Source organism: Subtercola sp. YIM 133946 (assembly GCF_036553535.1).
Lineage (GTDB): Bacteria > Actinomycetota > Actinomycetes > Actinomycetales > Microbacteriaceae > Subtercola.
This window is the reverse complement of sequence record NZ_JAZHPE010000027.1, coordinates 1-13151: the sequence shown is the minus strand read 5'-3', so window position 1 is coordinate 13151 and position 13151 is coordinate 1. Positions and strand designations below refer to the sequence as shown.

The 13151-nt window shown below is 69.3% G+C and carries 11 protein-coding genes; 6 read left to right on the top strand and 5 right to left on the bottom strand.

All coding sequences use genetic code 11. From position 1 onward, the window contains the following. Positions 1-110 precede the first annotated feature (110 nt). Positions 111-2162, bottom strand: a complete 2052-nt coding sequence (gene glgX / locus V3W46_RS10620; RefSeq protein ID WP_331783087.1) for a glycogen debranching protein GlgX — start codon at positions 2160-2162, stop codon at positions 111-113. 186 nt (positions 2163-2348) lie between these two features. Between glgX and V3W46_RS10615 the strand changes: the two genes are divergently transcribed. The 4 genes from V3W46_RS10615 to V3W46_RS10600 are packed head-to-tail and all read left to right on the top strand — an operon-like array spanning position 2349 to position 7653. Further along, positions 2349-3524, top strand: a complete 1176-nt coding sequence (locus tag V3W46_RS10615; protein ID WP_331783086.1) for an acyl-CoA dehydrogenase — start codon at positions 2349-2351, stop codon at positions 3522-3524. After that, positions 3518-5041 (top strand): bifunctional PIG-L family deacetylase/class I SAM-dependent methyltransferase, encoded by a 1524-nt coding sequence (locus V3W46_RS10610; RefSeq protein WP_331783085.1) that lies wholly within the window; start codon positions 3518-3520, stop codon positions 5039-5041. The genes V3W46_RS10615 and V3W46_RS10610 overlap by 7 nt, the downstream gene beginning before the upstream one ends. Then, on the top strand, positions 5038-5757 hold the full coding sequence (locus V3W46_RS10605) for a glycosyltransferase (RefSeq protein ID WP_331783084.1): 720 nt from the start codon (positions 5038-5040) through the stop codon (positions 5755-5757). The genes V3W46_RS10610 and V3W46_RS10605 overlap by 4 nt, the downstream gene beginning before the upstream one ends. A 60-nt stretch (positions 5758-5817) precedes the next feature. Continuing rightward, positions 5818-7653 (top strand): glycoside hydrolase family 15 protein, encoded by a 1836-nt coding sequence (locus V3W46_RS10600; RefSeq protein WP_331783083.1) that lies wholly within the window; start codon positions 5818-5820, stop codon positions 7651-7653. A gap of 8 nt (positions 7654-7661) precedes the next feature. On the opposite strand, the gene V3W46_RS10595 is transcribed toward V3W46_RS10600, so the two are convergent. Further along, a complete protein-coding gene (locus V3W46_RS10595) occupies positions 7662-8561 on the bottom strand; it encodes an SMP-30/gluconolactonase/LRE family protein (protein ID WP_331783082.1) in 900 nt (299 codons plus the stop codon). A gap of 80 nt (positions 8562-8641) precedes the next feature. Between V3W46_RS10595 and V3W46_RS10590 the strand changes: the two genes are divergently transcribed. Both V3W46_RS10590 and V3W46_RS10585 read left to right on the top strand, forming a co-directional pair. Next, on the top strand, positions 8642-9442 hold the full coding sequence (locus tag V3W46_RS10590; protein ID WP_331783081.1) for an SDR family NAD(P)-dependent oxidoreductase: 801 nt from the start codon (positions 8642-8644) through the stop codon (positions 9440-9442). A 99-nt stretch (positions 9443-9541) separates the two neighbouring features. Next, on the top strand, positions 9542-10087 hold the full coding sequence (locus tag V3W46_RS10585; RefSeq protein WP_331783080.1) for a Dps family protein: 546 nt from the start codon (positions 9542-9544) through the stop codon (positions 10085-10087). 468 nt (positions 10088-10555) lie between these two features. On the opposite strand, the gene dhaM is transcribed toward V3W46_RS10585, so the two are convergent. The 3 genes from dhaM to dhaK are packed head-to-tail and all read right to left on the bottom strand — an operon-like array spanning position 10556 to position 12963. Next, positions 10556-11305, bottom strand: a complete 750-nt coding sequence (gene dhaM / locus V3W46_RS10580; protein WP_331783079.1) for a dihydroxyacetone kinase phosphoryl donor subunit DhaM — start codon at positions 11303-11305, stop codon at positions 10556-10558. Beyond that, a complete protein-coding gene (gene dhaL, locus V3W46_RS10575) occupies positions 11302-11955 on the bottom strand; it encodes a dihydroxyacetone kinase subunit DhaL (RefSeq protein WP_331783078.1) in 654 nt (217 codons plus the stop codon). The genes dhaM and dhaL overlap by 4 nt, the downstream gene beginning before the upstream one ends. A gap of 6 nt (positions 11956-11961) precedes the next feature. After that, positions 11962-12963, bottom strand: coding sequence for a dihydroxyacetone kinase subunit DhaK (gene dhaK, locus V3W46_RS10570; protein ID WP_331783077.1), 1002 nt, complete (start codon positions 12961-12963; stop codon positions 11962-11964). Between the last annotated feature and the right edge of the window lie 188 nt (positions 12964-13151).

Genomic DNA, 13151 nt, shown 5'->3' with positions numbered 1-13151 from the left:
TACGCCGCTCCGCGGCTACTCAACCAGCGTCTGCTAGCGCCCGCCGGTTGAGTAGCGGGGCGAAGCCGCGCGTATCGAAACCGGCGTCACGTGCGGGTGAGTGGCCGGCGTCAGGCGCGGCTGCGCAGGACGGTGAACGAGGTGCCGGCCACGATGAGTGTGGTCACCTCGCCCTCGACCTGCTGGCCGGGATCGCTCGAGATCGCGAGCTCCCACTCGGCGTTCGGCGCGGCCGGAACCTGGAACTCGACGCCGTTCGCGGCGGCGTTGAGCAGCAGCGCGAAGGAGTCGGCACCCTCGTGTTCGAGCACGAAGGCGATCGAGCGGGCATCCGGGTTCTTCCAGTCGTCGTCGCTGAAGCCCTCGGCGTCAGAGCGGTCGATCTGAACGGTGTCGTCGCCGCCCACCTCGGGCGCCTGCCGAAACCACGCCGGGTGCAGTGCGGCGTTCTCACGGCGCAGTGCGATCAACGTCTTCGTGAACTCGAGCAGCGAAGTGTCGGCGCCGGCCCAGTCGAACCACGAGATCTCGTTGTCCTGGCAGTAGGCGTTGTTGTTTCCGCCCTGGGTGCGCGCGATCTCGTCGCCGCCCAGAATCATGGGCACGCCGGCCGACAACAACAGAGTCGCCAGGAAGTTTCGCCGCGCGAGGTCGCGGCGCTGGCAGACGGCCTGGTCGTCGGTGGGGCCCTCAGCTCCGCCGTTCGACGACTTATTGTCGCTCTCGCCGTCGTTGTTGTCTTCGCCGTTGGCCGCGTTGTGCTTCTGGTTGTACGAGGTGAGGTCGGCCAGGGTGAAGCCGTCGTGGGCCGTCACGAAGTTGATGCTCGACAGCGGCGAGCGGCGGTCGGCCTCATACACGTCGGGGCTGCCGAGCACGCGCTGCGAGAGGGTGCCCAGGATGCCGTCGGTGCCGAGCCAGAAGTCGCGCACATCATCGCGGAACTTGCCGTTCCACTCCGACCAGTCGGCCGGAAAGCCGCCCACCTGGTAGCCGGCGGTGTCCCAGGGCTCGGCGATCATCTTCACCGGTGCCAGCACCGGGTCTTGCTGGATCAGAGTCAGGAAGGCACTGTGCAGTTCGGCGTCGCCGCCCTGCCGGGTGAGGGTGGTGGCCAGGTCGAAGCGGAATCCGTCGACGTGCATCTCGGTGACCCAGTAGCGCAGCGAGTCCATGATCAGGCCGAGCGCGGTGGGGTGCGAGACGTTCAGGCTGTTGCCGGTGCCGGTGGTGTCGAAGTACGAACCCCGGTCATCCTGAACCAGGCGGTAGTAGGCCTCGTTGTCGATGCCCTTGAACGACAGCGTCGGGCCCATGTGGTTGCCTTCGGCGGTGTGGTTGTAGACCACGTCGAGAATGACCTCGAGGCCGGCCGCATGCAGCGACTTGACCATGGCCTTGAACTCGGCGACCTGGCCACCGCCGTCACCGGCAGCAGCGTAGTCGCCGTGCGGTGCGAAGAAACCGATGCTGTTGTAGCCCCAGTAGTTGCGCAGGTCTTTTTCGAGCAGGTGGCTGTCTTGAACGAACTGGTGCACCGGCATGAGTTCGACGGCGGTGACGCCGAGGTCGGTGAAGTACTTCACGGCGGCCGGATGCCCGAGGCCCGCGTAGGTGCCCCGAATCTCTTCTGGCACGTCGGGGTGCAGCTTCGTGAACCCCTTCACGTGGGTCTCGTAGATGATCGTGTCTGACAGCAGGGTGCGCGGGGCGACGTCGGCACCACCCTCGTTCCAGTCGAAGGCCGGATCGGTGATCACGCAGCGCGGCATGGCGGCTGCCGAGTCGTCGTCGTTTCGTTCGGTGGGCTCGTTCATGTCGTGACTGAACAGGGCCTGGCCCCAGTCGTAGTCGCCCTCGATGGCGGTGGCGTGCGGGTCGAGCAGCAGCTTGTGCTTGTTGTGGCGCAGGCCGTTCTCCGGGTTCCACGCGCCATCGACGCGAAGGCCGTACCGGGTGCCCACGCCCGCGCCCTCGACGATGCCGTGAAAGACATGGCCGGTGCGCTCGGTGAGGCGAGTTGCAGTCTCGGTGCCATCGTCGTCGAACGCGCAGAAGTCGATCGCGTCGGCCGTCTCTGAGTAGACGGCGAACGAGATGGCGCCGTCGAGCAGTGTGACGCCGAGCGGGTACGGAAGGGAGCGAGGGTGTTCGATGGGCATTGCACCATCATGGCCGAGCGGCTGGGCGCCCGGCGTTTCGGCGGCGAGGGGCTTGACGAAAGCCCCGACTTCGGTGTTGGGCGCGAGCCTGTCGCAAAAGCCCGGCCTGCGCAAGGGGTCGGTCGCCATGCCGCACGGGCCGCGGCGGCGTTTTACAGTGAAGCACAACGAGAGGAGGGTCGAACCATGACGCAATCGCGCGCCATCGTCTCGTTCGATCCCCTCCGCCCGGCGCAGGCTGCGCCCCTCGACGCTCCGGTTCAGGATGCCCTGCAGCGCCTGGTCGACGAACAGTCCCCCACCGTCGCCGAGGCCCTCGGGCTGGCTGCGATCATCGGTGGCACGGGCATCCGCCCCGGTGTCGGGCGCACCGGCGAGCTGTGGCAGCTGCTCGCGACGATCGCTGCGCATGATCTCGGGACCGCACGGGCCGTCGAGCCGCACCTCGACGCGCTGGCCATTCTCGCCGAGGCCGGTCAACCGCTGCCGGCGGGCACCTGGGGCGTGTTCGCGGCCGAGGCCGGCCCGGCCGTGCCGCCGCTTCGGGCGACCCCGGCCACAGGGGCCGGTGACTCCCCCACGCACCTGCTGGCAGGCGACGACGGCTCTTCCACTCACCTACTCACCGGCGGCGATTCCCCCACGCACCTGCTGGCAGGCGACGACCATTCCCCCACGCACCTGCTCATCGGCGAGAAGCCGTGGTGCTCGCTGGCCGACCGGCTCGACGCCGCCCTCGTCTCGGCCACGCTCGCCGACGGCGTCTCGAGGCAGCTCTTCGCCGTCGACCTGCGCCAGCCGGGCGTCGAGGTGCTGGGTAGCCGGTGGCACGCGCGCGGCCTGGCCGAGATTCCGAGTGGGCCCGTGCGGTTCGTCGACGTTTCTGCCCGGGCGGTCGGCGAGCCCGGCTGGTACCTCAGCCGACCGGGGTTCTCGTGGGGCGGCATCGGCGTCGCCGCCTGCTGGTTCGGCGGTGCCGTGGGCGTCGCCCGCGCCCTGTTCGATGCCGGCGTGACCAGGCGCACCGACCCGATTCTGCTGATGCATCTCGGCGCCGTGGATGCCCTGCTGGCCGACGCGCGCCGTGCTCTCGCCGAGGCGGCGGCACTGGTAGACGCCGGCGCCGCGACCGGCGAGCAGGGAACGCTGCTCGCCCAGCGGGTGCGAGCCACCGTGGCCCGGGCATCCGAAGCCGTGCACACGCATGTCGCCCACGCCCTCGGCCCGGCTCCGCTGGCCCGTGATGCCGCCCATGCCAAACGGGTGGCAGACCTCGAGCTGTACCTGCGCCAGCACCACGCCGAGAAAGACGAGGCCGCGCTCGGCGCCGACCTCGTCGCGTCGGAGGTCGCCCCGTGGTGACCTTCGACTCGCGCGACCCCGGCACGACCCGCGCCGAATGGGCCCGCGACGAGCGATGGGCCATACTGCCGCAGCTCGACCTCGACGGGGTGACCCGGGTGATCGTGCTGGCGGCGCACCCCGACGATGAGACGCTCGGTGCGGGCGGGCTGATGGCCGAGGCCTTCTCCCGCGGGGTCGCGGTGTCGGTCGTCGTGGTCACGAACGGCGACGCGTCGCATCCCGGTTCGCCCACCCTCGGCCCGACAGAGCTGGCGAGCCTGCGCTCGGCCGAGGTACGCTCCGCGCTCGAGCTGCTCGCCCCCGGCACCCCGCTCGTCGAGCTGGGTCTCGGCGATGGAACGCTCGCGAGCATCGCGCCCGAACTGCAGAGCCGGCTGGCCGAGGCCGTCGGCCAGGCCGCGCAGACGGCCTCGCGCACCCCGGTCGAGGGGGTGCGGCCAGACGCCGCAGCCGCCGCGCCGCCCCAGGGCGCAGGCCGCACGCTGCTCGTCGCCCCCTGGCGCGGCGACGGGCATCCCGACCACCGGGCTGTGGGCGATGCCGCCGCCTGGCTCGCCGACCGGTTCGGTTTCGAACTGCTCGAATACCCCGTCTGGCTCTGGCATTGGTCGAGACCAGACGACAGTGCGACTCCCTGGGCCGACTTCGTCAGCCTGCCGTTGTCGGAGTGGTCCGCCGTCTCGAAAGACCAGGCCATCTCGGCGCATCGCACGCAGGTCGAGGCGCTGAGCGCGGCGCCCGGTGACGAGGCCCTGCTGCACGCCACGTTCCTGGCGAATTTCGATCGCGACGACGAGATCTTCGTGCGCAGTGCCCCTGCGGGCAATGGCGTCGCCGGCGGTGCCCCGGCCGAGCAGGGCACCGCCGGGCATCCTGCGTCGACGACCGCGCCGGATGCCCGGCCCCGAACCCTGCCCGCCGAGTACTTCGAGAACACCTACGCGCGGGCCGACGACCCCTGGGGCTTCGTCAACCGGTGGTACGAGTCGCGCAAGCGCGCGGTCACCGTCTCTGCCCTGCCGCGCCAGCACTATGCCAGCGGCTTCGAGATCGGCTGCTCGATCGGCGTGCTCACCGAGCAGCTGGCCGCGCGCTGCGACACCCTGCTGGCGGTCGACATCGCCCCGGCTGCGATCGAGCGAGCACGGCAGCGACTCGCCCGGGCTACGAATGTCACCCTGCGGGTGGCCGACGTCTCGCAGTCGGCCGTCGAGGGCAGCTTCGACCTGGTGGTGCTCTCTGAGGTGGGGTACTACTTCGACGCAGCCGTGCTCGACGCCGTGCTCGCGAAGATCGACGCCGCTCTGGCGGCCGACGGGCAGTTCGTAGCCTGCCACTGGCGCCATGAGGTGGGCGACTACCTGCAGACCGGCGACGAAGTACACGAGCGCATTGCGGCGTTCGCCGGAGCCGCACGATGGAACCGGCTGGCCCGGCACCTCGAAGACGACTTCGTGCTCGAGGTGTATTCGCGCGACCCGCGCTCCGTCGCAGCCGAGACGGGGCTGTTGTGAGGGCCGAGCGCGAGTCTGTGCGGGCGGTCGCGGTCGTCGTGCCGGCCCGCAACGAAGAGGCGCTCATCGGGGCCTGCCTGTGTTCGATCGAGCGTGCGGTGCAGACCCTGGGCACGCAGGCCAGTGTGGTGACCGTGGTCGTCGACGACGACAGCTCTGACGCCACCGCCGCCATCGCGGGCACCTTTCACGGCGTCACGGTGCTGGGCACGCCCGGCGGCAACGTCGGCCGCGCCAGGGCTACCGGTGTCGACAGTGCACTGGCCGCGCTCGATCTCGACCCGGCCGAGGTGTGGATCGCGAGCACCGACGCAGATTCGACGGTGCCGCCCCACTGGCTGGCGGGCCAGCTGCGGCTCGCCGCCGAGGGCGCCGATGTCGTGCTCGGCACGGTTCGGCCCACCTTCGCCGAGCTCACCGCCAAGCAGGTCGCGGCGTGGTTGCACCTGCACCGCCGGGGTGTGGCGCAGGGCGAGATCCACGGCGCGAACCTCGGCGTGCGCGGTGACGTCTACCGCCGCAGCGGCGGCTTCCGGGCCCTCGACGAGCATGAAGACGTCGAGCTCGTGACACGACTGCGAGAGCTGACCGACCGCGTGGTGAGCACCGCCGAGATCGAGGTGGTGACGTCGGGCCGACTGTTCGGGCGCACCCCCGGAGGCTTCGCGGGCTACCTGCGCACCCAGCTGGTTCCGCCCGAGATTGTCGTACGGTAGAGGGTGACTTCTGCGACGCGAAAGCATGCCAACGCGGCTGCCTCCCCCGGACACCAGCCCGTGACGACCGATGCCGACACCGCCTCGGCGCCGATCCGGCGGCGCGGGTACGTCGACCTGCGCTCGTACGGCGCCATCGGCGACGGGCGCACGGTCGCGCTGGTCGCGCTCGACGGCAGCGTCGACTGGTTTCCCATCCCGAACCTCGACACCACCCCCGTCTTCGCCCGGCTGCTCGACGAGGCCGAGGGCGGTTCGATCGAACTGACCCCGACACAGCCGTTCACCTCGAAACGGCGCTACGTCGAGGGCACGAACGTTCTCGAGACCACCTTCACCACCGAGACGGGCGTCGCCACAGTGACCGACGCACTCGTCACCGGGATCGCCGGGCGCCTGCCGTGGGCCGAGCTCGCGCGGCGCGTCGACGGGGTCTCGGGCACCGTGCGCTTCCGCTGGAAGGTGGCGCCCGGCACCTGTCTCGCCACGGCCTCGCCGTGGGTGCAGAAGACCACCCACGGCGCCGTGATCAGGGTCGACTCGGTGATGATCGCCGTGCGCGGCCTCGACCACGGCCCCCGAGGCGGCGGCGATCGCGCCATGGTCGGGCGGTTCAGCACAACCGGCACGTCTCGGCATCTGCTGAGCATCGTCGGAACCGCCAACGAGCCCCTGCACCTGCCCGACCCCAGCGTCGTCGTCGACAGTGTCGAACGCACCATCGCCAACTGGCAGAACTGGTCGCGCGAATTCTCGTACGACGGGCCGTGGGCCGACGCCGTGTCGCGCAGCGCTCTCGCCCTCAAGCTGCTGATCTACAGCCCCACGGGCGCCATCGCGGCGGCCGCCACGACGTCGTTGCCCGAGAACGCCACGGGCGGCAAGAACTGGGACTACCGCTACGCCTGGGTGCGCGACACCGCGTACATGCTGCACGCGCTCATCAGGTTCGGCCTGCGTGAAGAGACCCACGCGGCCGTGTCGTGGCTGCTGAAGACCATTCGCCGCCATGGCCCCGGGCTGCACGTCTTCTACACGCTCGACGGCGAGCTGCCCGGCCCGGTCGAGCAGCACGCGGTCTCCGGCTGGAGAGACCGAGGCCCCGTCGTCGTCGGCAATCCGGCGAGCACCCAGCTGCAGCTCGGCGTGTTCGGCGACCTGTTCGACGTGATCAAGCTCTACGTGGCGGCGGGCAACGTGCTCGACGCCGACACCGGTCGCATGCTCGCAGGCGTCGCCGACCGCACCTGCGACGCCTGGCGCCGCCCTGACGCCGGCATCTGGGAGCTCGGCGAAGAACGCCACTACACCTCGTCGAAGATGGGCTGCTGGCAGGCCCTGACCTGCGCCATCGACCTGTGCGAGCTGGGCCAGATTCCCGGTGACTCGACACGGTGGCGCGCCGAGCGCAGCGTCATCGAAGAGTGGGTGCGAGTGCACTGCTGGTCAGAGAAGAAGCAGTGCTACGTGGCGTATCCGGGCACCGACGAGCTCGACGCCTCCGTGCTGCTCCACGGGCCGAGCGGCTTCGACCGGGGCCCCCGCATGTCGTCGACCATCGATGCCATCCTCGCTGAGCTCTCTGACGGCCCTCTGATCTACCGTTACTCGGGCGTCGAGGCCGAAGAGGCCGCCTTCGTCTCGTGCTCGTTCTGGCTGGCATCCGCCCTCGTCTGCGTCGGGCGGCACGACGAGTCGGTCGAGCTCATGAACGAGCTGGTCGCCCTGTCGAACGACGTCGGGCTCTACTCCGAGATGATCGACCCCGCCGATTCGTCGTTTCTCGGCAACCTGCCCCAGGGCCTCAGCCACCTCGCGCTGATCAACGCCGCGATCACCATCGAAGAACTCACTCGCAGCCAGCCCCGGGCGTCGGGCAGGCGAGGCCGCTCCTGAGACCGAGCTCAGCCGACGAGAAACACGTTCGGCAGGCGCCCGCGGGTCGAGGTCTCGACCTGGAAGACCGAGCCCGAGAGCGGATGCTCGACGAGCTGCTGCTCGGTCAGGTTCTCCCTCGCGGTGGTGATGTACAGCGTCGACAGGTCACGCCCGCCGAAGGCGACCGACGTCACATTCGGCACCGGCAGCTCGACCCGCAGCAGCTCCGCACCTCCGCCGTCGTACTTCACGACCACACCCTCGCCGTACAGGGCACCCCATGCGTTGCCCTCGGCGTCGAGAGTGAGCCCGTCGTGCATGCCGCCGTGCACGTAGACCTGCTCGTCGGTCACGTCGCCGTCGGCGCTGTAGCGCCCGCGGTACACCGACTGCACGCTCGTGTCGGCGAAGTAGAACGAGCCGCCGTCGAGCGACCACTCGAACCCGTTCGCAATGCCCACCCCGCCGCGCAGCACTCGCAGCGTCGGGGCGGTGCCCCGGGCATCCAGAGCATAGATCGCGCCGTCGGGCTCACCTGTTGTGACGTTCATCGAGCCGGTCACCCACCGGCCTGCCGGGTCGACCTTGCCCTCGTTGAGGCGCAGGCCGGCGTGGGCATGGCGCACCCGCGCCAGCTCGGTCACTGTGGTGAACGACGCGTCGGTCAGTACGATGCGGTCACCCAGCGACACGACGAAGCCCGGCGTGCCTGCCCGCAGGGCCGGGTGCAGCGAGGCGACCGGTGCCGGCAGGCCGAACACCTCGTCGTCTGAGCCGTCGACGGCGCCGTCGACCGGACTGCGGTAGACGAGCCCCGCGGTGATGTCGCACCAATACAGCGATCCTGTCGCGTCGAAGAAGGGGCTCTCGCCGAGGATGGCCTGCTGGTGCCGGAAGAGGCTGGGGGCTGAAACGACGTCGCTCATCGAACCATCACAGCACAACCATTGTCAACCACCCGGATCGATGACGCAGGGTTGACAGGGCCGAGCGTAGCCTCGAAGGTATGGATCTCGGAATCACCGGCAAAAAGGCACTCGTCTCGGGAGCCGACTCGGGAATCGGCTGGCACACCGCCCGGCTGCTGCTCGCCGAGGGGGTGACGGTCGTCATCACCGATCAAGACCAGAAGAGCCTCGACGAGGCGGCGAAGAAGCTGAAGGCCGACGACGGAAAGCTGTTCGCCTTCGCGGCCGACATCACCAGTGTCGATTCGATCGCCGCGCTCGCCCAGAGCGTCACCGACGCCATCGGAGACATCGACATTCTGGTGCAGTCGGCCGGCATCACCGGCGCGCAAGGCCTCTTTCACGACATCACCGACGAGGGCTGGACGAACACGCTGCTCGTCGACCTGCTGGGCCCGGTGCGGCTGGTCAAGGCCTTCCTGCCCTCCCTGCGGAAGGGCGGCTGGGGGCGCCTGGTGTTCGTCGCCTCTGAAGACGCCGTTCAGCCGTACGACGACGAACTGCCCTACTGCTCGGCGAAGGCGGGCATCCTGGCCTTGGCGAAGGGGCTGTCGCGCAGCTACGCGCTCGAGGGCCTGCTGGTGAACTGCGTCTCGCCGGCGTTCATCCACACCCCCATGACCGACGCCATGATGGCCAAGCGCGCCGACGAGCTGGGCACCACCACCGACAAGGCCATCACGAGCTTCCTCGACGAAGAACGCCCCTACATGGAGCTGAAGCGCCGGGGCGAGCCTGACGAGGTCGCCAACGTCATCGCGTTCCTCTGCTCTGAGGCGGCGAGCTTCGTGAACGGGTCGAACTACCGGGTCGACTCGGGCTCGGTCGCCACCATCTGATCGTCTGCTCCTGATCGTCCGCTCCTGAACATCTCTCCTGAACTGAACCCCTGATCCCTCCTCCCGCAAGAATCGCACTCGACTGAAAGGCCCAACACCATGTCAACCTCCACTATCGAACGAGACGTACGCGTGCCCGCCGACGGCGGCCCGAAGAGCACCCGTCGCCAGGGTGCCGAGCGCGGCTTCAAGGCGCCGAAGGAGCTGACCGACGCGCTGCAGCAGGTGCTCGTCGACCTGATCGAGCTGCACATCCAGGGCAAGCAGGCGCACTGGAACGTCGTCGGTAAGAACTTTCGCGACCTGCACCTGCAGCTCGACGAGATCATCGACTCGGCGCGCGAATTCAGCGACACCGTGGCCGAGCGCATGCGCGCCCTGCACGCTGTTCCGGATGGCCGCAGCGACACCGTCGCGGCGACCACGACCCTGCCCGAGTACCCCAACGGCGAGATCGACACCGCCGAGACGGTCGACCTCGTGACGGTTCGCATCGAGTCGGTCGTGTCGACCATGCGCGAGGTGCACGACACCGTCGACGAGGCCGACCCGACCAGCGCCGACGTGCTGCACGCCATCATCGAAGCGCTCGAGCAGTACGCTTGGATGGTCTCGGCCGAGAACCGCAAGGCCACGGCCAAGTAGTCGCCTCCCCGCGCCCGCCGGTTGAGTAGCGGCGCAGCCGCGTATCGAAACCCACCCCGCGCCCGCTGGTTGAGTAGCGGCGCAGCCGCGTATCGAAACCCACCCCTCCACGTGGTTTCGATACGCGCTGCGCGCTACTCAACCAGCGTCGCTCGGCGCAGCCGCGTTCCGAAAACCGACCGCCAAGTGAACGCCGCCCCGCCGGTTGAGTAGCGGCGCAGCCGCGTATCGAAACCCACCCCTCCACGTGGTTTCGATACGCGCTGCGCGCTACTCAACCAGCGTCGCTCGGCGCAGCCGCGTACCGAAACCCACCTCGCGCCCCACCGGTTGAGTAGCGGCGCAGCCGCGTATCGAAACCCACCCCTCGCCCCGCCGGTTGAGTAGCGGCGCAGCCGCGTATCGAAACCCGCCCCTCCACATGGTTTCGATACGCGCTGTGCTCTCCTCACCCAGAGTCGCGCGGCGTCAGGCCTCGCCGAAGCCCGACTCGATGAGGCCGGCAAGCGCGTCCAGCGCGTCTCTGCCGGCCTCGTCGTCTGTCGTGAGGGTCGCGGTGGTTCCGCGTACGAGCCCGAGCGACATGATGCCCAGCAGGCTCTTCGAGTCTTTGCCGTTGATCGTGATCTTGGCCGGGAACGTGTTCGCCAACTTAACGAATTCCGCCGCGGGCCGAGCGTGCAGCCCGTCTTTGTTGACGACGGTGACCGTGCGGGTCAACGGGGCCGCAGCATCCTCGACACGGGCATCCGTCTGCCCCACGGTCGTGCCGGCGCCTGCACCACCGGCGGCGTCGGGGCCGGGCACGTCGCCGGCCGACCCGCGCGCCGACTCGGCCGCCGCGACCACGTCGTCGAGCGTGCCGCCCGTCTCTGCGGCCACCGAGGCGGCCACCCCGCCCTCGACCAGCGGGGCGTCGACGATGCGCACCCGCGCCTGAACGTCGTCGTCGAGAAAGTCGAGCGCCGTCTCGGCGGTGAGGATGGCCGAGCCGAGGTCGGCGAGAACCACCACGCCCTCGCCCGAGTCGACTTCGACTATCGCGGCCGACACCTTGTCGAAACTGGTGCCGATGCCGCCCTCGTCGGTGCCGCCGGCTGCCGCCAGCGACGTGTCAGCCGCCATCTGGCTGGCAAGGTCGACCAGCCCTTCGGCGATCTTCTCGCTGTGCGAGACGAAGACGATGCCGACCTTGCCCGCTGTGCCCGCCACCGTCACGAACCGGAGCCCGCGTCGGCGGCAGCAGTGTCGGCCGCCGCGCGCAGCAACAGGGCAGACGACTGCGAACCGGGGTCGCGGTGGCCGATGGCCCGCTCGCCGAGATAGCTCGCGCGGCCCTTGCGGGCGACGAGCGGCTCGGTCGATGCTGCGCCCTGCTCTGCCGCATCGGCGGCGGCCTGCAAGATCTCGACGTCGTTCTTGCCGTCGGCCAGCGCGGCCGCAGCGGCGTCGACCGCCGGGGTCCAGGCGTCGATCATGGTCTTGTCGCCCACCTCGGCCTTGCCGCGCAGCACGACGCCGTCGCGGGCGGCGGTCAGCAGTGCGACGATGGCCGCGCCGTCGAGCTCGGGCTCCTTGCCGACCGCACCGGCGGCCTTGAGGTAGGCCGTGCCGAGCAGGGGGCCGGATGCCCCACCGACGGTCGAGATCAGAGTGGTCGCGACCAGCTTGAGCACATCGCCCGGAACGGCGTCTGCCGGCAGGTCGTCGAGTTTCGCCAGCACCGCCGTGAAGCCCCGGTCGAGGTTCTCACCGTGGTCGCCGTCACCGATCTCGCGGTCGAGGGTGATCAGTTCGACCCGGTGGTCAGAGACGACGGCGGCGCTCTGCCTGATCCAGTCGGTCACCCAGGCGGTGCCCAGACCCACGGCGCTCTACCTTCCCCACCGCAGTGCGGCGGTCTGCACGGGGGCGTCCCACAGCTCGGTCAGTTCGTCGTCGAGCTTCAGAACCGTGATCGACGCGCCCTGCATCTCGAGCGAGGTGACGAAGTTGCCCACGAGCGTGCGGGTGACGGTGATGCCCTTCTCGGCCAGCACCTCTGCGGCGCGACGGAACAGGATGTACAGCTCGACCAGCGGCGTGCCGCCCATGCCGTTCACGAAGAGCAGCACGTCGTCGCCCGACGCGAACGGCAGGTCTTCGAGAATCGGCTCGAGCATGCGGTCGACGATTCGGTCGGCCGGCTCGAGCTTGATGCGCTCGCGCCCGGGCTCGCCGTGGATGCCGATGCCGATCTCGATCTCGTCGTCGGCCAGAGTGAAGCTGGGCTCACCGGCATGCGGCACGGTGGGTGCCGTGAGCGCGATGCCGAGGGTGCGGGTCTGGCCGTTCACCTTGGTGGCGACAGCGGCGACGGCGTCGAGGTCGTCGCCGCGCTCGGCGGCGGCTCCGGCGATCTTCTCGACGAGAACCGTGCCTGCGACACCCCGGCGGCCGGCGGTGTAGAGGCTGTCTTTGACCGCGACGTCGTCGTCGACGATCACGGTGCGCACCTCGATGTCGTCGGCCGACGCCAGGTCGGCAGCGGTCTCGAAGTTGAGAACGTCGCCGGTGTAGTTCTTCACGATGTGCAGCACGCCGGCGCCGCCGTCGACGGCTTTGGTCGCGGCCAGGATCGGGTCGGGCGTGGGCGAGGTGAAGATGGGGCCGGGAACGGCCGCGTCCAGCATCCCGAAGCCGACGAATCCGCCATGCAGGGGCTCATGGCCGCCGCCGCCGCCGCTGACGATGCCGACCTTGCCCGACACCGGCGCGTCCTTGCGCACGATGTACAGCGGGTCGGTCGAGATCGTGACGATGTCGCCGTGTGCGGCCGCGACTCCGGCCACCGCCTCGTCGACCACATTCTTCGGATCGTTGATGAGCTTCTTCATTGAAAGTCCTTCGTCTCGTGCTCGCAGAACGTACGACACGGCAGCCGCCGCCCGAGCACAAACCTACGCCCATTTACATGCTCGCGAGTAGAGTGAAGCCGCGATCGAACAAGTTCAAATCTGAGAGGTCAACGTGGACAATCTAGGTATTGATTTCGTATCGGAGCTGGTGGGTACTGCCCTGCTTG

Excerpts from the sequence above, each read along its gene's own strand:
- glgX (WP_331783087.1), bottom strand. The coding sequence starts at position 2,162 with ATGCCCATCGAACACCCTCGCTCCCTTCCGTACCCGCTCGGCGTCACA.
- V3W46_RS10615 (WP_331783086.1), top strand. The coding sequence starts at position 2,349 with ATGACGCAATCGCGCGCCATCGTCTCGTTCGATCCCCTCCGCCCGGCG.
- V3W46_RS10595 (WP_331783082.1), bottom strand. The coding sequence starts at position 8,561 with ATGAGCGACGTCGTTTCAGCCCCCAGCCTCTTCCGGCACCAGCAGGCC.
- V3W46_RS10590 (WP_331783081.1), top strand. The coding sequence starts at position 8,642 with ATGGATCTCGGAATCACCGGCAAAAAGGCACTCGTCTCGGGAGCCGAC.
- V3W46_RS10585 (WP_331783080.1), top strand. The coding sequence starts at position 9,542 with ATGTCAACCTCCACTATCGAACGAGACGTACGCGTGCCCGCCGACGGC.
- dhaK (WP_331783077.1), bottom strand. The coding sequence starts at position 12,963 with ATGAAGAAGCTCATCAACGATCCGAAGAATGTGGTCGACGAGGCGGTG.